This window comes from Phreatobacter cathodiphilus, assembly GCF_003008515.1.
In the GTDB taxonomy this organism is placed as follows: Bacteria; Pseudomonadota; Alphaproteobacteria; order Rhizobiales; family Phreatobacteraceae; genus Phreatobacter; species Phreatobacter cathodiphilus.
The window spans coordinates 487,729-504,187 of sequence record NZ_CP027668.1 but is presented as its reverse complement, the minus strand read 5'-3'; the positions used below and the strand labels follow the sequence as shown (position 1 = coordinate 504,187).

General features: G+C 69.8%; 16 protein-coding genes. 8 read left to right on the top strand and 8 right to left on the bottom strand.

The annotated features are described in order from the left end of the window. The first annotated feature begins 108 nt into the window (after window positions 1-108). Both C6569_RS02495 and C6569_RS02490 read left to right on the top strand, forming a co-directional pair. Entirely contained in the window at window positions 109-708 is a 600-nt protein-coding gene (locus tag C6569_RS02495; protein WP_106747352.1) for a superoxide dismutase, read from the top strand. A 142-nt stretch (window positions 709-850) separates the two neighbouring features. Further along, window positions 851-1,165 carry a hypothetical protein gene (locus C6569_RS02490; RefSeq protein WP_106747351.1) on the top strand — a complete coding sequence of 105 codons (315 nt, stop codon included), beginning with the start codon at window positions 851-853 and terminating at the stop codon, window positions 1,163-1,165. A 126-nt stretch (window positions 1,166-1,291) separates the two neighbouring features. On the opposite strand, the gene C6569_RS02485 is transcribed toward C6569_RS02490, so the two are convergent. Then, complete coding sequence (locus C6569_RS02485; RefSeq protein ID WP_245898215.1) at window positions 1,292-2,011, bottom strand: DUF1194 domain-containing protein; 720 nt, start codon at window positions 2,009-2,011, stop codon at window positions 1,292-1,294. A gap of 142 nt (window positions 2,012-2,153) precedes the next feature. Here C6569_RS02485 and C6569_RS02480 point away from each other — a divergent pair, with 142 nt between their 5' ends. Next, window positions 2,154-3,302 (top strand): MFS transporter, encoded by a 1,149-nt coding sequence (locus C6569_RS02480; protein WP_106747349.1) that lies wholly within the window; start codon window positions 2,154-2,156, stop codon window positions 3,300-3,302. Here C6569_RS02480 and C6569_RS02475 read toward each other — a convergent pair. Next, window positions 3,296-5,419 (bottom strand): S9 family peptidase, encoded by a 2,124-nt coding sequence (locus C6569_RS02475; RefSeq protein ID WP_106750863.1) that lies wholly within the window; start codon window positions 5,417-5,419, stop codon window positions 3,296-3,298. The two genes, C6569_RS02480 and C6569_RS02475, sit on opposite strands and share 7 nt — an antisense overlap. Before the next feature lie 437 nt (window positions 5,420-5,856). On the opposite strand from C6569_RS02475, the gene C6569_RS02470 reads away from it, so the two are divergent. The 3 genes from C6569_RS02470 (at window position 5,857) to C6569_RS02460 (ending at window position 7,761) form a co-directional block, all read left to right on the top strand. Continuing rightward, complete coding sequence (locus C6569_RS02470) at window positions 5,857-6,276, top strand: Ros/MucR family transcriptional regulator (RefSeq protein ID WP_106747348.1); 420 nt, start codon at window positions 5,857-5,859, stop codon at window positions 6,274-6,276. 544 nt (window positions 6,277-6,820) lie between these two features. Next, window positions 6,821-7,189 (top strand): helix-turn-helix domain-containing protein, encoded by a 369-nt coding sequence (locus tag C6569_RS02465; protein WP_106747347.1) that lies wholly within the window; start codon window positions 6,821-6,823, stop codon window positions 7,187-7,189. Beyond that, complete coding sequence (locus tag C6569_RS02460) at window positions 7,186-7,761, top strand: DUF6456 domain-containing protein (RefSeq protein ID WP_106747346.1); 576 nt, start codon at window positions 7,186-7,188, stop codon at window positions 7,759-7,761. Before C6569_RS02465 ends, C6569_RS02460 begins: the two co-directional genes overlap by 4 nt. 4 nt (window positions 7,762-7,765) lie before the next feature. On the opposite strand, the gene C6569_RS02455 is transcribed toward C6569_RS02460, so the two are convergent. The 3 genes from C6569_RS02455 to C6569_RS02445 form a co-directional block, all read right to left on the bottom strand. Further along, entirely contained in the window at window positions 7,766-9,154 is a 1,389-nt protein-coding gene (locus C6569_RS02455; protein ID WP_106747345.1) for a M20/M25/M40 family metallo-hydrolase, read from the bottom strand. Window positions 9,155-9,256: 102 nt separating this feature from the next. Next, on the bottom strand, window positions 9,257-9,703 hold the full coding sequence (locus C6569_RS02450; protein ID WP_106747344.1) for a hypothetical protein: 447 nt from the start codon (window positions 9,701-9,703) through the stop codon (window positions 9,257-9,259). Between the two features lie 173 nt (window positions 9,704-9,876). Continuing rightward, complete coding sequence (locus C6569_RS02445) at window positions 9,877-11,397, bottom strand: helicase HerA-like C-terminal domain-containing protein (protein ID WP_106747343.1); 1,521 nt, start codon at window positions 11,395-11,397, stop codon at window positions 9,877-9,879. 172 nt (window positions 11,398-11,569) lie between these two features. Here C6569_RS02445 and C6569_RS22350 point away from each other — a divergent pair, with 172 nt between their 5' ends. Continuing rightward, window positions 11,570-11,692 carry a hypothetical protein gene (locus C6569_RS22350; RefSeq protein WP_281260388.1) on the top strand — a complete coding sequence of 41 codons (123 nt, stop codon included), beginning with the start codon at window positions 11,570-11,572 and terminating at the stop codon, window positions 11,690-11,692. 37 nt (window positions 11,693-11,729) lie between these two features. On the opposite strand, the gene C6569_RS02440 is transcribed toward C6569_RS22350, so the two are convergent. Both C6569_RS02440 and meaB read right to left on the bottom strand, forming a co-directional pair. After that, window positions 11,730-13,205: an amidase family protein gene (locus tag C6569_RS02440; RefSeq protein WP_425440693.1), complete on the bottom strand. Its 1,476-nt coding sequence runs from the start codon at window positions 13,203-13,205 to the stop codon at window positions 11,730-11,732. 132 nt (window positions 13,206-13,337) lie between these two features. Next, entirely contained in the window at window positions 13,338-14,321 is a 984-nt protein-coding gene (gene meaB, locus C6569_RS02435; protein ID WP_106747341.1) for a methylmalonyl Co-A mutase-associated GTPase MeaB, read from the bottom strand. 154 nt (window positions 14,322-14,475) lie between these two features. On the opposite strand from meaB, the gene C6569_RS02430 reads away from it, so the two are divergent. Continuing rightward, window positions 14,476-15,723, top strand: coding sequence for an alpha/beta hydrolase (locus C6569_RS02430; RefSeq protein WP_106747340.1), 1,248 nt, complete (start codon window positions 14,476-14,478; stop codon window positions 15,721-15,723). A gap of 60 nt (window positions 15,724-15,783) precedes the next feature. Here the strand turns inward: C6569_RS02430 and C6569_RS02425 are convergent, their stop codons facing one another. Beyond that, a complete protein-coding gene (locus C6569_RS02425; protein WP_106750862.1) occupies window positions 15,784-16,425 on the bottom strand; it encodes an HAD hydrolase-like protein in 642 nt (213 codons plus the stop codon). Window positions 16,426-16,459 lie beyond the last annotated feature (34 nt).

The window sequence follows — 16,459 nt, the reverse complement described above, 5'->3', positions numbered from 1 at the left end:
CGGGGCAATTGCCGCCGCGCACCCGGCGGCCTATGTGAGGGGGGTTGTTTCGTGTGCGATCGCCTGCCGCACGGCGCGAACGCGGGCGCCCCCTAAGGAGACGAGATCATGTCTTTCACCCTCGACGACCTGCCCTATGCCTACGACGCCCTGCAGCCCTACATGTCGAAGGAGACGCTGGAGTATCACCACGACAAGCACCATCAGGCCTATGTCACCAACGGCAACAACCTGATCAAGGGTACGGAATTCGAGGGCAAGAGCCTCGAGGAGATCGTCAAGGGCTCCTTCGGCAAGCATGCCGGCATCTTCAACAACGCCGGCCAGCACTACAACCACATCCACTTCTGGAAGTGGATGAAGCCGAACGGCGGCGGCAAGATCCCGGGCGGCCTGGAGAAGGCGCTCATCGACTCCTTCGGCTCGATCGAGAAGGCGAAGGAAGACTTCATCCAGGGCGGCGTCACCCAGTTCGGCTCGGGCTGGTCGTGGCTCGCGGTGCAGGGCGGCAAGATCGTCGTCACCAAGACGCCGAACGGCGAGAGCCCGCTGGTTCACGGCGGCGTGCCGATCCTCGGCGTCGACGTCTGGGAGCACTCCTACTACATCGACTACCGCAATCGCCGCCCCGACTACCTCAAGGCCTTCGTCGAGCACCTGGTCAATTGGGAGTATGTCGACGAGCTGTTCCAGAAGGCGACTGCCTGAGCGGGCCTATCGTCTTTCGGATCTTCGGAAAACCCCGGCCATCGCGCCGGGGTTTTTGCTAGGGTTAGGCATTCATCCGCATTGGCGAAGACATGCCCTTCCGTTACGGCTTGCCCGTTCTTTCCCTTAACGGAAACCAGCCATGGTCCGCGCCCTCGCCCTCGCCCTCGTTCTGGGTACCCTCGCCACACCGTCCGTCGCTGCCACCAGTTGGGTGCCGGGGAACGGCCGTTCCTGCGAACAAGCCTGCCAGGGCGCGGGGCGCCGGCCGGTTCAGTCGGGCGTCTATCTCCCGAGCCGGCAGATGTTCAACGTCTGCGCCGCAAACACGGCGGGCGAAGGCCTCCGCCCCGGCTTCAACCTGCGTCCGAGCTGGTCGAACGTCTGCGTGACGGCCTGGGGCGGCGGCACCGGCCAGGCGCGCAGCGAGCGGCAATACGAATGCCTCTGTGAGTGAAGGCCGCCCCTCCCGCGGCGCCGCGCCACCCCTGGCCCCCATCCCTCGGCCTCAGAGGATTGAGCGAAAGCGGGATGCTTTCGCATCTTCCTTTCGGGCTCGCCAGGGATGACGGAACGGCACGCCTCACGCGATCTCGGTGACGATCTTGCGCCTGACCGCATCGGCGAAGGAGCGGTCCGCGTCCGCCACCTCGACGAAGGCGCCAGGGCCGCCGATCACCGCCTCGCGATAATAGTCGGGCAGCGGCTGGCCGAGGCGCGCGGGAACCTGGCCGCCGGGCCTGAGGATCGCCAGGGCGTTGACGGTGATGCCCTTGGCCACGGCGTCGTCGCGGGCCGCCTCGACGGCGCGGCCGCCGATGTTCGGCCCGTCGCCGGAGACGTCGATGACGCGCCTGAGGCCCCGATAGGGCCCGGTCTCGATGTGGCGCACGCAGAAGTCGATGGCGGCGGAGATGGAGTTGTATCCGCGCGCCGCCCGCGGCCGGGCAAGGAGCTCGGCGGCAAATCCCCGCGCACTGGGCTCGTCGCGAATGAGCGTCCAGTCGACGATGACGTGCTGTGAGGTCGGCCCGCCCCACTCGGTGTAGATCACCGCGATGGCGCCGTGCATGCCCTTCGTGACGACCGAGAGCACCTCCGGCGACGATAAGGCCTGGCCGTAGCCGTCACGCTGCAGCCTGAGCTCGTCGTCGTCGATGGAGCCTGAGCCGTCGGCCGCCAGCGCCAGCACGACATCGACGGGAACGGGGCGCTGGGCGCTGCCCAGCCTGGGTGCGGCAGCCGCCGCGGCGAGACCGAGCGCCATGCGCCGGGACAGTCCGTTCCACCGCGATACCGGCATGCGCCCTCCCCTCGTGCCCCGTCGCCTCGTGCCATGTTCCAGCGGGCCGGCGGCTATGACCATCCACATCATCGTGACCGCAGGCGCCTTCGTATAGGGTGCGCCTCCCGCGACAGCCGCCGCCTCCAACCCCGAGCCCCGATTGGCCCTTCTCGTCCTCCTGTCCCTCGGCATGCTCATCGTCGGCTTCGGCGCCTTCGGCGTCATCGGCGTCATCACGCCGATCAGCCGCGATCTCGCCCTGACGCCGGTCGGCGCCGGCTGGATCGTCAGCGCCTATGCCTTCGCCTATGCGATCGGCTCGCCGCTCGGGGCCTCGATCACCGGCCGGCTGGACCGCCGCACCGTGCTCGTCATCGGCATGGGCCTGATCGCCGCGGGAGCCCTGATCACCGCCGTCGCCGCCCATCCGGCGGTGCTCTATGCCGGCCGCATTGTGCTCGCGGCAGGGGCCGGGCTCTATTCGCCGGCCGCGGCGGGCGTCGCGATGATGGCGGTACCGGCAGCGCAGCGCGGCCGGGCGCTGGCCACAGTCTATGCCGGGCTGACCGTCTCGCAGGTCATCGGCATTCCCGCCGCGGGCTATATCGGCTTCACCATCGGCTGGCCCTGGCTGTTCATCGCCATCGCCACCGTGGCCGTCGTCATGGCCGGCGCATTGTGGCTGCGGGTGCCGGCGAGGATCGCCATCGCACCGGCCACCCTCGGCGATCTCGCCCGCGCCATGACCGATCCGCGCCTGGCGCTCGCCGTGCTGGTGACGGTGACGGTGATGGGGGCGGCCTGGATCCCCTATACGTTCCTGTCGCCGATCATCGAGGAGAAGACCGGCGGCGGGGCAGGCCTCGTTGCCGGCCTGCTCATCGTCTACGGCGTCGGCTCGGTCGCCGGCAACGCGCTGGGCGGTTTCCTGGTGGACCGGATCGGCGCCAACCGCACCCTCATGATCGCCGCGACGGGGCCGCTGCCCATGATGGCGGCGCTGACCTTCATCCCCTGGGGCCCCTGGCTCGGCGGCGTCATCCTCTTCCTCTGGGGCATGCTCGGCTGGACTATCGGCGTGTCGCAGCAGGCGCGGCTGGTCGCCCTCGATCCCGCGCGCATGCAGGTGCTTTTGTCACTCAACGCCGCCTGCATCTATGGCGGCGCGGCGCTGGGGGCGAGCCTCGCCGGCCTCGCCAAGAGTCTCGGCGGCACGCCGGGCCTCGGCATCGCGGCGCTCGGGCTCGGCCTCGTCGGCGTCGCCCATCTCGCCCTGTCCCTGAAGCTCGGCGGCCGGCGCGACTACTGAACGGGCGCCTCCGGCGCGCCGGTCACCGCCACCGCGAAGGCGTAGGAGCGGGCGACCTCGGCCAGGCGGTCGAAGCGGCCGGCGGCGCCCCCATGGCCCGCATCCATGTTGGTGACGAGCAGGACCGGATGGGCGTCGGTCTTGGCGGCGCGCAGCCGCGCGACCCATTTCGCCGGCTCCCAATAGGTGACGCGGGGGTCCGAGACGCCGGCGAGCGCCAGGATGGGCGGATAGGCCTGCGCCCTGACATTGTCGTAGGGCGAATAGGCGAGCATGCGCCGGAAGGCCTCGGGATCGGCGATGGGATTGCCCCATTCGCGCCATTCCGGCGGGGTCAACGGCAGGGTGTCGTCGAGCATGGTGGCGACGACGTCGACGAAGGGCACCTCGGCGAGGATGCCGGCGAAGAGGTCCGGGCGCATGTTGGCCACAGCGCCCATCAGCATGCCGCCGGCCGAGCCGCCCTGGGCGACGATGCGGCCCTTCGCGGTGAAGCCCTTTGCGACCAGGTGTTCGGCGCAGGCGATGAAGTCGGTGAAGGTGTTGGTCTTGAACTCGCGCTTTCCCGTCCGGTACCAGCGGTAGCCCTTCTCCATGCCGCCGCGCACATGGGCGATGGCGTAGACGAAGCCGCGGTCGACCAGCGACAGCCGCGACGTCGAGAAGGAGGCCGGCATGGAGGCGCCGTAGGAGCCGTAGCCGTAGAGCAGGACCGGGGCGGTGCCGTCGAGCGGCGTGCCCCGGCGGTAGACCAGCGAGACGGGGACGGTCTCGCCGTCGGCGGCGGGCGCCAGCAGGCGGCGCGTGACATAGTCCGCGGCGTCGTGGCCGGAGGGGACCTCCTGGCGTTTGCGCAGCACGCGCGTGCGGGCGCGCATGTCGTAGTCCCAGGTCTCGTTCGGCGTCGTCATCGACGAATAGACGAAGCGCAGCGTGTCGGTGTCGAATTCGTAGCCGGGCAGCACGCCGAGCGAATAGGCCTCCTCGTCGAAGGCGATGGCGTGTTCCTCCGATGTCGTCAGGTTGCGGATGACGATGCGCGGCAGGGCGTTCTCGCGCTCCAGGCGGATGAGCCAGTCCTTCAACACATGGGCCGAGAGGATGAGCACGCCTGGGCGGTGGGGCACGACCTCGCTCCAGCGCTCGCGTTGCGGCGCGGCGAGGGGCGCGGCGACGATGCGGTAGTCCTCGGCCTCGTCGTTGGTGCGGATGAACAGCGTCGGCTCCCCCCGCCAGGACGGGTGGTAGTCCGGATAGGCCTTCACGTCCTCCCTGCGGGGCAGGACCAGGCGGGGCTCGGCGTCGGGACGGGTGAGGTCGAGCGCAAAGGTCTCGGTCGAATCGCTCTGCGAGCAGGAGATCAGCGCCAGGCCGCCTGCCGTCGTCTCGCCCATGCCGACGAAGACGGTGGTGTCCTTCTCCTCGAAGACGAGCGCGTCGCGCGCCTGGTCCTCGCCGAGCACGTGGCGGAAGATCCTGAGCGGGCGGTGGTTGTCGTCCAGGCGGATGTAGTAGAGCGCCGAACCGTCGGCGCTCCAGACCGCATCGCCGCCGGTCTCCTCGACGAGGTCGGCATGATCGGTGCCGGTGGCGAGGTCACGCACCTTGAGCGTGAAGAATTCCGAGCCCTTGTCGTCGTAGCTCCAGGCGAGGAGCCGGTGGTCCGGGCTGTGGGTGGCGCCACCGAGATCGAAGAAGGCGCGGCCCTCGGCGAGGGCGTCGCCGTCGAGCATGACCTGCTCGCCATCCTCGCTGCCGCGCGGGCGGCGGCAGACGATGGGGTGCTGGCCGCCCTCGCGGTAGCGGTCGTAGTAGTCGAAGGGGCCGTCGGGCGAGGGCACCGCCGAATCGTCTTCCTTGATACGCCCGCGCATCTCGCGAACCATGGCCTCGATCAGCGGCTTGACCGGCGCCAGCACGGTCTCGGCATAGGCGTTCTCGGCCATGAGGTGGTCGCGGATGGGCGCCGGCAGCACGCCGGGATCACGCAGCGCCTCCTGCCAGTTGGCGGCGCGCAGCCAGGCGTAGTCGTCGACGAGGTCGACCCCGTGCACGCTGCGCCGGGTGGGTCGGGGGTCGGCCACGGGGGCGGGAGCGGCCTTGGCGTCGAGCGTCATGAGATCATCCATTCGGGTGAAGGCGGAGGCGGCGCCTCGGAATCACTTTGCGGCAATGCAGTATTAACGCGTGGTTCATTGGTAGGGCAGAGCCGTGGCATTGGTAACATTATGTATCGACTACCGGGACGATGCGGGCGAATCGCGGCGATTTGCCCCACGGAGGCGGTTGCATGGTGAAGGAAACTACTCGTTTTGGGACCATACTTCGCCGTAGCAGTTGAATTTGCTGAAAGCGAACCGCCCCAATATCCACTTTTTTACTTAAAGCCTGCCATTCAGGCCTTGCCAGCCAAGCTCAGCGGCAGTATCTGCGCCACATGGACGTTGTCCCGGGCCAACAGGCTGAATCGGACGGCGCCCTGCAAGCAAACGAGCGCAACGCTCCGGGCCGCGACGGGGTTCTTCAACGTCGCCTGTCAGAGGATTTCGTGACCATGGCCGACTCGTCGACTGCCAACAACTATATCGAGCTCGCCGCCGATATCGTGTCGGCTTACGTCAGCAACAATTCCGTCTCCGCCGCCGACCTTCCCAGTCTGATCAACAACGTCCACAATGCCCTGGTCAACGTCACGACCGGCAAGGTGGAGGCTCCGGCCGAGCCGCTGAAGCCGGTGATCCCGATCAAGAAGTCGATCACGCCGGACTACATCGTCTGTCTCGAGGACGGCAAGAAGTTCAAGTCGCTGAAGCGCCACCTGCGCACCCAGTACAACCTCTCGCCGGAGGACTACCGCGAGAAGTGGGGCCTGCCGGCCGACTACCCGATGGTGGCGCCGAACTATGCCGCCGCCCGCTCGCAGCTCGCCAAGCAGATGGGCCTCGGCCAGCAGCGCCGCCGCAAGGGCCGCTGAGCTCATCCACTCCGTCTTCGACGACGCCGTCCGGATCTCCGGGCGGCGTCGTCTGCTTTTCGGCGCCCCTCTTCATCTGCGCCACCGCCCGCAGCAGGGCGACGTGCCGCCCGAGGTCGTAACCCTCGCCTGCCGCCCTGCTCAGAGCACGCTCGCGGCGCAACTGCCGCTCCAGCCGGCGCAACAGGGCGCCGCCACGCTCCGCCGGACCGAACAGGCCGCTGGCCCGCATCACAGGGCAGGCGGCATCGGCATCGGAGCGTCCCTCGGTGGCGCGCCAGCTACGGATGCGGCAATCCCCTCGTCCGGTTCCGGTCATCGCGATCCTCCTTGCGTCCATGCGCGAGGATGGCGGGCAGGGGAATGATGGGGACAACTTTTCCGCGATTCTTCCTCCCGGCGGTTGCACCCGCGGGTTAAGTCCCTGCGAAGACGCGATTTCCCGGTGGGCCGACAGCCTGCTGACATCCGAAGGAATAAAAACTTATTACCCTTGCGCCTCCCGCTCTTAAGGATTGTAGTCCTTTTCACGGAGGTCCTAACGATGTCCCCTCACCTCTCGCCGCCTTCCAGGTCCGCGAGGCCCGGAGAGGCCGGGATCGATGTCGCCGCGGCGCTCGCTGCCTGGGTCGCCGGGGTGGACCGCCTCGCTCTCTTCGGGGCAAGCCGTGGCGGCGCCCAGGTGGCGGCGGCGCGTCAGCTCGCGATCTACCTGGCCCATGTCGCGCTCGGCTATGAGCTGACACGGCTCGCCGCCGCCTTCGGTCGCGACCGCGCCACGCTCCGTCATGCCCTGCGCCGGATCGAGGACGAGCGCGACGATCCCGCCTTCGACCGGCAGCTCACCGGGCTGGAAGCCATCCTGATGCCGCTGCGGCGCGAGCGCGTCACCGTCGGAGGGCGCTGCCGATGACCGGTGCGCGAGGCCAGGCCGGCGACGATGCGGACCGCTTCCGGCGCGCCCATCAGGAGCGCGCTCTGGTGGAGGGGCCGGAGGGGCCGGTGGAGATCGACCTCACGGAGAGCCCGCTGCGCTGGCTCGCCAGCCGGAAGGATGCGGCGGGCCGGCCCTTCCTGTCATCCACCGAGGTCGAGGCCGGCGAGCGCTTCCGTCGCGACTTCACACTGGCGGGCCTCTCGCCGCGGCTCGGCGCCACCTGGGCGGCGCCGGTCTCCGGCGGGCGGCCTGCGGGGTCGGGACCGGACTATGCGGATGTCGTGGTCGCGGCGAAACAGCGGCTCGACCGGGCGATCGCCGCCGTCGGACCGGATTTCGCCTCCCTGCTCCTCGACGTCTGCGGCTTCCTCAAGGGACTGGAGGAGGCCGAGCGCGAGCGGCGCTGGCCGCTCAGGGCCGGCAAGGTCGTGCTCAAGCTGGCGCTCGGCACGCTCGCCCGGTCCTATGGTCTGGGCGAGACGGCGACAGGGCCGGCCCGGGCGCCGGCCATCCGCACCTGGCGGGCGCCGGCGGGTGACCCGGGCTGACCGGTCAACCGGCCAGCGCGTCGATGATGCGGACCCAGGAGCGGATGCCCTTGTGGAACGAGGTCAGGTCGTATTTCTCGTTGGGCGAGTGGACGCGGTCGTCTTCGAGGCCGAAGCCGACGAGCAGCGTGTCGAGGCCGAGATCCTCCTTGAAGGCGCCCACGATGGGGATCGAGCCGCCGGTGCCGATGGTCACCGCCTTGCGCCCCCATTCGTCCGTCAGGGCGGCGCGGGCCTTGGCGAGGACCGGCATGTCCCAGGGCAGCGCGATGGCGGCGCTGCCGCGCGAACCGAAGAACTCGGCGCGGCAATCGGCGGGAAGCTGGGCGCGGATATGGGCGCGGAAGGCCTCGCGCACCTTCACCGGATCCTGCTTGCCGACCAGGCGGAACGTCACCTTGGCCCAGGCCTCCGAGGGAATGACGGTCTTCGAGCCCTCGCCGGTATAGCCGCCCCAGATGCCGTTGATGTCGCAGGTGGGGCGCGAGGTCACCATCTCGATGAGCAGGCGGTCCTTCTCGCCGATCGGGTGCTTCAGACCGACGGCGCCGAGGAACTCCTCGGCACGGAGGTTCAGGCCCTTCCAGTCCGCGAGGACGTCGGGCGGAAGGTCCTCCACGCCGTCGTAGAAGCCGGGAATGGCGATGCGGCCGTCGGCGCCGTGGATCGAGGCGATGGCCTTGGCCAGCATGTGGATGGGGTTGGCGGCCGCGCCACCATAGACGCCCGAGTGCAGGTCGCGGTTCGCCGCCACGACCTTGAACTCGTCGACGACGATGCCGCGCAGCGAGGTGGTGATCGCCGGGATCTCGCGGTCCCACATGCCGGTGTCGCAGACGAGCGCGATGTCGGCGGCGAGGTCGGCCTTGTTGGCGCGCACGAAGTCGAAGAGGTGCTTCGAGCCGCTCTCCTCCTCGCCCTCGATGAGCATGGTGATGCCGAGGGGCAGTGTGCCGGTCACGGCCTTCCAGGCGCGGCAGGCCTCGACGAAGGTCATGACCTGGCCCTTGTCGTCGCTGGCACCGCGGGCGACGATCCGCTTGGAGCCGTCGGGCGCAGTGGCGATGCGCGGCTCGAAGGGCGGGGTCTCCCACAGATCCAGCGGATCGACCGGCTGCACGTCGTAATGCCCGTAGAAGAGCGCGTGCGGGCCGCCGTTGCCGGGGCTCTTCGCGACCACCGCCGGATGACCGCCCGTGGCGCGGGCCTCTGCGGTGAAGCCCATGGCGGCGAGATCGGCGGCCAGCCACTCGGCGGCCGCGACGCAATGGGCGGCATAGGCGCTGTCGGTGGAGACGGAGGGGATACGCAGCAGCGCGAAGAGGCGCTCGAGGCTCTGGTCGAGGCCGGAATCGACGGCGGCGAGGACCTGGTCGACGGGGCGGGATGTCATGGCGGATGCGTCCGGTTGGGGAGCGAGGGCGGGACGCTAGCAACCTCGCCCTGGATTGCAAACGCGGCGCGAAGCGTGACAGCCACCCGCCGCGGCAGGGCCTCAGCCTGTTTCGCCCGCGACGTCGCGGGCGCGGCCGGAGCGGCGCACGCGCTGCATCAGGGCGCCGACCCGGCGATAGACGAGGCGGGGCGCGGCGTCGGCGGACATGGCGGCGGCATAGCCGAGCGTCAGGGCGGCCCGCGCGACGGCGCGGGAGAAGGCGGGCACCAGAAGGAGACAGGGAATGCCGCTGCGCAGCGCCGCATCGGGGGGCCGCGGCAGGGCCCCCGCCGGGGCCACCGGATCGGGTGCGGCGCGTGCGGCGGCGACGACGATCACGTCGACCCGCCCCTGTTCGACGTGGAGCGACAGTTCGCCCTGGTCCGCCAGACCCACCGCATGGATCATGCCGAGGCTCCTGAGGCCCTCCGCCGCGACAGAGGGATCCACCCCGTCGAGGCGCAGCACGACGACCCGGGCGCCGTGAATCTGTTTCGTTCCCGCCATTCGCATCATTCCCGACACCAGCCGGGACCGGCAGGACTTCGCAGCCTGTTGAATCAACGCGGCGACGACCGTCCGGGCTCGGTCTTCGGCTCCCGGGCGAGGGGATAATGATACCGTCTTGAAGACCCTCTACGAATTTCGCTGCAATTGACGCAATCCGGCGGGACTCTGGATCAGCGGCGGCCGAGGCCGCCGAGCACGCCGCGCATGATGGCTCGGCCGATCTGGGTGCCGACGCTGCGCGCGAGCGAACTGGAGGCGTTCTTGATGATGATCTCGGTCGTGGACATCGGCGCCCGGCCGCGGCCCTTGCCCGTCGGTGCGGAGCCGCCGCCGAGGATGGAGCCGAGAAGGCCGCCGAGCCCGCCGCTGTCGGCCTGCTGGGCCTGTTCGGCCTCCTCGATCTTCTGGCGCGCACGCTTCTGCAGGATCTCGTAGGCCGACTCGGTGTCGATCGTTTCGTCGTATTTGCCGCGGAAGGGGCTCTTCGCCATGATCTGACGCCGCTCCTGCTCGGAAACGGGGCCGATGCGCGCCAGCGGCGGCGAGATGAGGGTGCGCTCGACGATGGAAGGCACGCCGTTGCCCTCGAGGGTGGAGACCAGAGCCTCGCCCTTGCCGAGCTGGGTGATGACCTCCTCGGTGTTCAGCTTCGGATTCTGGCGGAAGGTGGTGGCGGCGGCCTTCACCGCCCGCTGGTCGCGCGGCGTGAAGGCACGGAGCGCATGCTGCACGCGGTTGCCGAGCTGGGCGAGGACCGTCTCCGGCACGTCGAGCGGGTTCTGGGTGACGAAATAGACGCCGACGCCCTTGGAGCGGATGAGACGGACCACCTGCTCGATCTTCTCCACCAGCGCTTTCGGCGCGTCCTTGAACAGGAGGTGGGCCTCGTCGAAGAAGAAGACCAGCTTCGGCTTGTCGACGTCGCCGACCTCCGGCAGTTCCTCGAAGAGTTCAGACAGCAGCCAGAGCAGGAAGGTGGCGTAGAGCTGCGGGCTCGCCATCAGCTTGTCGGCGGCAAGCAGGTTGATGTGGCCGCGCCCCTCCCTGTCGGTGCGCATCAGATCCTTCAGCGCCAGCGCCGGCTCGCCGAAGAATTTCGAACCGCCCTGGTTCTCCAGGGTGAGGAGCTGGCGCTGGATGGCGCCGACCGAGGCGGCGGAGACGTTGCCGTAGGCGGCGCGCAACTCGTTCTGCAGCTCCTTGTTCGATCCGAGTTCCTGCAGCATGGCGCGCAGGTCCTTCAGGTCGAGGAGCGCGAGGCCGTTGTTGTCGGCATAGTGGAAGAGGATGTTGATGACGCCTTCCTGGATCTCGTTGAGATCCATCAGGCGGGAGAGCAGCAGCGGCCCCATCTCGGCCACCGTCGCGCGGATCGGATGGCCCTGCTCGCCGAAGAGGTCCCAGAAGACGACGGGAAATTCGTCCGCGTGCCAGTCGAGGCCGACGGTCTTGGCCCGTTCGAGGATGAAGGGCTTCTCCTCGCCCATGGCGGCGACGCCGGAGAGGTCACCCTTGATGTCGGCGGCGAAGACCGGCACGCCCGCCGCCGAAAAGCCCTCGGCGAGCACCTGCAGCGACACGGTCTTGCCGGTGCCGGTGGCGCCCGTGATCAGGCCGTGGCGGTTGCCGAACCTCAGCGCCAGCCATTCCTGCTTGGTGCTCTTGCCGAGGAGGAGGGCGTCGTCGGCCATGATCTGATCCTGAAGCTGCAGCGCTGCGGTCCGTCCGTTCTAGCAACGGGGCCGGGCGCTCGCCAAGCGCGATGAACGGCCGCGCTCCCCCAGGGGCATGTTGACGTGGATCAAGGCCCCGGACCGGCCGGCGCGGGCAATCTCCCGCCGACATTTCGGAGGGGGTTCTGCCATGACGGAAACGCTGTTCCTCGGGCTCGTGCTGGTCGTGTTCTGCGGCTTCGGCGCCACGCTCGCCTGGGTCGACTATTCGGGCAAGGACCTGCGCCCGCCGGTTCCCGGCCCGGGCGAGTGAGGCGCCGCAGCCGCGGCGCCCTTCCCGATCGCGCGACTCAGCCGCGCGCCCAGAGTTCGCCGACGACGGTGCCCGCCTTCTTCTCGATGGCGGCCGCCGCGTCGAGACAGACGTCCTCGCGGTAGCGCGAGGTGATGAGCTGCACGCCGATGGGCTTGCCGTCGACGAGGCCGACCGGCACGACGGCGGCCGGCAAGCCGAGCACGTTGATGGCCGACATGAAGCGCAGGTCGTTCCAGAACAGCTCGCGCCCGCGCTCGGGGCTTTCGAGATCGGCGTTGTAGGACGGCGTCTGCCGCACCGAGAGCGGCGACAGGATCACCGGGTGTTCCTCAAGGAACATCATCCAGTCGCGCAGCACGCGGGAGCGGCGGGCGATGGCCTTCATGTAGCCTTCGCGGTCCAGCACCGTGCTCGTGCCCTTCATCGCCTCGATGGCCTTGATGAAGTCGGGGCTGCCGTGCTGGCGCATGGTCGGCTCCTGCAGCACCGTCAGCTCGGTGAAGATGAGGTCCGACCAGAGCTTCCAGGTGCCGTCGAGATCGGGCAGTTCGACCTCGTTCACGTCGTAGCCGGAATCGGCGAGGTGGTCGGCCGCCTTGCGGACCAGCGAGATCACCTTCGTGTCGGTCTTCATGTCGCGCGGGATCTTCGCGACCGCGACCTTGATCGGCCCCTTCAGCTTCGGGCCCTTGAGCGGTGCCGGCACCCACCAGGGGTCGCGCGGGTCGCGCATCGCCATGACCTCGAGGCCGAGGCGCACGTCGGCGACGGAGCGGGCGATCGGCCCCTGGGCCGACATGAACTGGGCCATGAGCGGGCGCTCGTCGCCGTTCATCTGGGTGGGGTTGAAGGCGGGGATGCGCCCCTGCGTCGGCTTGATGGTGGCGACGCCGTTGCAGAAGGCCGGCCAGCGCAGCGAGCCGCCGATGTCGTTGCCGTGGGCGATGGCGCCGATGCCGGCGGCGACCGCCGAGCCCGCGCCGCCCGAGGAGCCGCCGCAGGTGATGGCGGGGTCCCAGGGGTTGAGGGTGAGGCCGTGCAGCGGGTTCTCGGTGAAGCCGCGCATGGAGAATTCGGGCGTGTTGGTGAGGCCGACGATGACCGCGCCGGCCTTGCGCAGGTTGGCGGTGACGGCGGAATCGTCGGGAGCGATGTTGTCCTTGAAGGCGACGACGCCGTTGGAATTGGCCTGGCCCTTGACGTCGAGATTGATCTTGATGGTGACGGGGACGCCGTGCAGCGGCCCGACCGCCTCGCCCTTGGCCAGGGCCTTGTCGGCGGCTTTCGCGGCCTTCAGCGCGTCCTTCGACAGGTCGACGACGACGGCGTTGAGCTTCGGGTTCACCGCCTTCATCCGGTCGATGCTCGCCTTCACCACCTCTTCCGACGAGACCTTGCCGGACTTGATCGCCTTGGCGGTCTCGACCGCCCCCCACTGCCAGATCGGTGCTTTCGCCACTGTCGCTGTTCCCCTCGTGATGAGGAGCGGATGGTGCGCGGGGAAGGGCACGGGGGGAAGTGCCCGCAGCGGGGACTGGTCATGCGCGGGACCGCCCCCTCTAGCGCGGGTCGCACCGTTCACCTCTCCCCGCCGGGAGAGGCGAAGGAGAGCCCTGTGCTGCCCCCGAGGCGCGTCGGCGTCTCAGATCCCCAGCACCCCGGCGATCTCCTCCACCGCCACCATGGGCGCGAGGCGACCCGCGGCGACGTCCGCCTCCAGCGCCGGCAGGCGGGCCTTGAGCACGGGATCGCGCTTCAGCCGGTCGGCGACACGCTCGTGCAGCATGGTCCACATCCACCGCACGCCCTGGGCACGGCGGCGGGCGGCGAAGTCGCCGGAGGCCTCGGTCTTCGTCCGGAAGACGCCGATCTGCTCCCACAGGGCGTCCAGCCCCTGATTGGCGAGGCCGGAGATCATCAGCACCGGCGGCGACCAGACACGCGATTTCGGCGCCATGATGTGCAGCGCCGCCCGGTATTCCGCCGCGGCGGCCTTGGCGCGCAGCGCCCCGTCGCCGTCGGCCTTGTTGACGGCGATGATGTCGGCGAGTTCCAGGATGCCCTTCTTGATGCCTTGCAGCTCGTCGCCGGCGCCGGGCAGCATGAGCACGAGGAACAGGTCCGTCATGTCGGCCACCGCCGTCTCCGACTGCCCGACGCCGACCGTCTCGACGAGGATCACGTCGAACCCCGCCGCCTCGCAGAGCAGCATCGTCTCCCGCGTCTTGGCGGCGACGCCGCCGAGAGTGCCCGATGAGGGCGAGGGCCTGACATAGGCGTTCTCGTCGTTGACGAGGCGAGCCATGCGCGTCTTGTCGCCGAGGATCGACCCGCCGGTGCGCGAGGAGGAGGGATCCACCGCCAGCACCGCGACGCGGTGGCCGGCGGCGGTGAGATTGGTGCCGAACGTGTCGATGGTGGTGGACTTGCCGGCACCGGGCACGCCAGTGATGCCGATGCGGATGGAGCCGCCGGTGTGGGGCAGCAGGATCTGGACAAGCCGACGCGCCACCGCCTGGTGCTCGGCCTTCGTCGATTCCACCAGGGTGATGGCGCGGGCGAGCACGGCGCGGTCACCGGCGCGGATGGCCTCGGCAAGCTCTGAGGGATCGGGAAGGGCACGCATGGCGGCGTGGTATCAAAGCCACGCTCCGGAGGCGAGCGATTCGGATGATGGCGGCGCCTCCCTCCCGCCCCATTGCGGCCATGCCCGCCCGCTAGGCGGCAGGACCCCAGGGGCCCTGCCCCGCCATTCCTGACCGATCCGAGTCCCGTACCGCATGCCAGAGCCGTCGACCGCCCCCGTCGCCGCACCCTTCCCCGTCCTGCGCCTCGCCGCCCTGGCGGTCGCGACGCTGACGCTCGGCGGCTGTTTCGGCACGGGATTGTCGACGGTGACCGGTTCGATCGGCGCGCTGACAGCGCCTGCGGCCGCGCCGACGGCAACCCCCGTCTTCGTCGCCTCCACCCGCCCCGCCTTCCCCGGCGACCGGCTCGGCGCGCCCTCGGCCGAACGGGCGCGGTTCTACCGCCAGGTGGTGACCATGCCGCCGGGCCGCGCCACGGGCACCATCCCGCGCCCGCAGATCACGCCGGAGAGCCCCAGCCGTCATGCCGTGCTGGCTGACCGGGCAGCGCTGACTCCCGACGCCTTCCGCCGGCAGCTGGGCGAGGCGGTCAACGCCAAGCCCTATGACGGGCGCGACGTGCTGGTCTATGTGCACGGCTTCAACACTGATTACGACGAGGCCGCCTTCCGGGTCGTGCAGGTGGCGGCCGACGGCGGCTTCCGCGGCACCCATGTGCTCTTCACCTGGCCGAGCTACCGCCGCGTGCTGGCCTATGGCGGCGACCGCGAGGTCGCCACGGCCTCTCGCGACGCGCTGGACAGGCTGCTCACCGATATCGGTCGCACGCCCGGCGTCGGGCGCATCCACATCCTCGCCCATTCCATGGGCGCCTTCCTGACCATGGAAGCCCTGCGGCAGGTGTCGATCGCCGGCAACGGCGAGTTGGGCGGCCGGCTCGGCGAGGTAATCCTCGCGGCGCCCGACCTCGACGTCGAGGTGTTCCGCCAGCAGATGGCGCGGATCTCCCGGCCCTCGCGTGTCTCGCTCTTCGTGCAGTCGGACGACCGGGCCCTGGCCGTCTCCTCGACGGTCGCGTGGGACCGCCAGAGGGTCGGCGCGCTCGACGTGCGCAATCCGGAACACCGCCGCATCATTTCGGGGCTCGGCGTGCGCGTCTTCACCATGAGCGCCACGGGCTGGACCGACCTGATCCGCCACGGCACCTTCGCCGAAGCGCCGGAGATCGTGCGGCTGATCGGCGGCAAGATCAGCCAGCCGCCGGTGATCGAAGATTCGCTGCCGCGGGTGGCCGAGGCCCCGCCGCTCCCGTCCGAGCTCCGGCCGCCCCAGGAGCAGCGGCCGATGGCCGGCCAGCCGGAGAGCGCCAGGGCCGTGACGGCCGAGCCGCTGCCCTCGGCGGAGCCGGTAACGTCCCCGCCTGCGGTACCGGCCGACTGAGCCTGAACGAAGCCGGCTGCCACCTGCGGTGCAAGACCGTCGCCCCCTGGGCCAGCCGGTTCAGGATCTGCCCGAGAGGATGAGTCGCGCGAGTTCGGCGGCGTCGGCGGCGAGCGCCGTGGGGCGGGCCGCGGCGAGCGCCGGCAGGGTGGCGAAGCCCCAGGTGACGGCGATGCTGGCGGCGCCCGCCTGCTGCGCCGCCTCGACGTCACGATGTTCATCGCCGATGCAGACGGTCTCGGCGGGCGAGACACCGAACTGCCGCATCAGTCGGCGGAACTTCGCCGCCTTACCGAACAGCGCGGCGCCCCCTTCGACGGCGGAGACGTGGACGGCGGTCTCCGGCCCCAGGATGCTCAAAATCGTGTCGCGGTCGTTGGAACTGGCGACGGCGACCTTCACCCCGGCATCGGCCAGTTCGGCCAGCAGCCCCGGCGTCCAGGGGAAGAGCGGGATGTCGTCAGCCTTCTCCCGGACGAGGCTGCGCATGTGCGCGGCGATCTGCGGCAGCTTCCAGACAGGCACGCCGAGGGCGCGGATCACCTCGCGGTTCGGCCGGCCGCGCAGCGCCTCGCGCTCCGCCGCGTCGATCTCGCGGAAGCCGTAGCGACGGGCGACGTCGTTCATGATGCCGAAGACCCAGTCGGCGCTGTCGGCGAGGGTGCCGTCGAAGTCGAAGATGGCGAGCCTGTAGCCGGTCATCACGACCGGCTACCAGCAGCCCGACGGACGGTCA

Coding starts and splice junctions, on each gene's coding strand:
- C6569_RS02475 (WP_106750863.1), bottom strand. CDS start 5,419: ATGACGCTCGACGCCAAGGCCGCTCCCGCCCCCGTGGCCGACCCCCGA.
- C6569_RS02445 (WP_106747343.1), bottom strand. CDS start 11,397: ATGGCCGACGACGCCCTCCTCCTCGGCAAGAGCACCAAGCAGGAATGG.
- C6569_RS02430 (WP_106747340.1), top strand. CDS start 14,476: ATGCCAGAGCCGTCGACCGCCCCCGTCGCCGCACCCTTCCCCGTCCTG.
- C6569_RS02450 (WP_106747344.1), bottom strand. CDS start 9,703: ATGGCGGGAACGAAACAGATTCACGGCGCCCGGGTCGTCGTGCTGCGC.
- C6569_RS02460 (WP_106747346.1), top strand. CDS start 7,186: ATGACCGGTGCGCGAGGCCAGGCCGGCGACGATGCGGACCGCTTCCGG.
- C6569_RS02490 (WP_106747351.1), top strand. CDS start 851: ATGGTCCGCGCCCTCGCCCTCGCCCTCGTTCTGGGTACCCTCGCCACA.
- C6569_RS02485 (WP_245898215.1), bottom strand. CDS start 2,011: ATGCCGGTATCGCGGTGGAACGGACTGTCCCGGCGCATGGCGCTCGGT.
- C6569_RS02465 (WP_106747347.1), top strand. CDS start 6,821: ATGTCCCCTCACCTCTCGCCGCCTTCCAGGTCCGCGAGGCCCGGAGAG.
- meaB (WP_106747341.1), bottom strand. CDS start 14,321: ATGCGTGCCCTTCCCGATCCCTCAGAGCTTGCCGAGGCCATCCGCGCC.
- C6569_RS22350 (WP_281260388.1), top strand. CDS start 11,570: ATGACGGAAACGCTGTTCCTCGGGCTCGTGCTGGTCGTGTTCTGCGGC.
- C6569_RS02455 (WP_106747345.1), bottom strand. CDS start 9,154: ATGACATCCCGCCCCGTCGACCAGGTCCTCGCCGCCGTCGATTCCGGC.
- C6569_RS02470 (WP_106747348.1), top strand. CDS start 5,857: ATGGCCGACTCGTCGACTGCCAACAACTATATCGAGCTCGCCGCCGAT.
- C6569_RS02425 (WP_106750862.1), bottom strand. CDS start 16,425: ATGACCGGCTACAGGCTCGCCATCTTCGACTTCGACGGCACCCTCGCC.
- C6569_RS02495 (WP_106747352.1), top strand. CDS start 109: ATGTCTTTCACCCTCGACGACCTGCCCTATGCCTACGACGCCCTGCAG.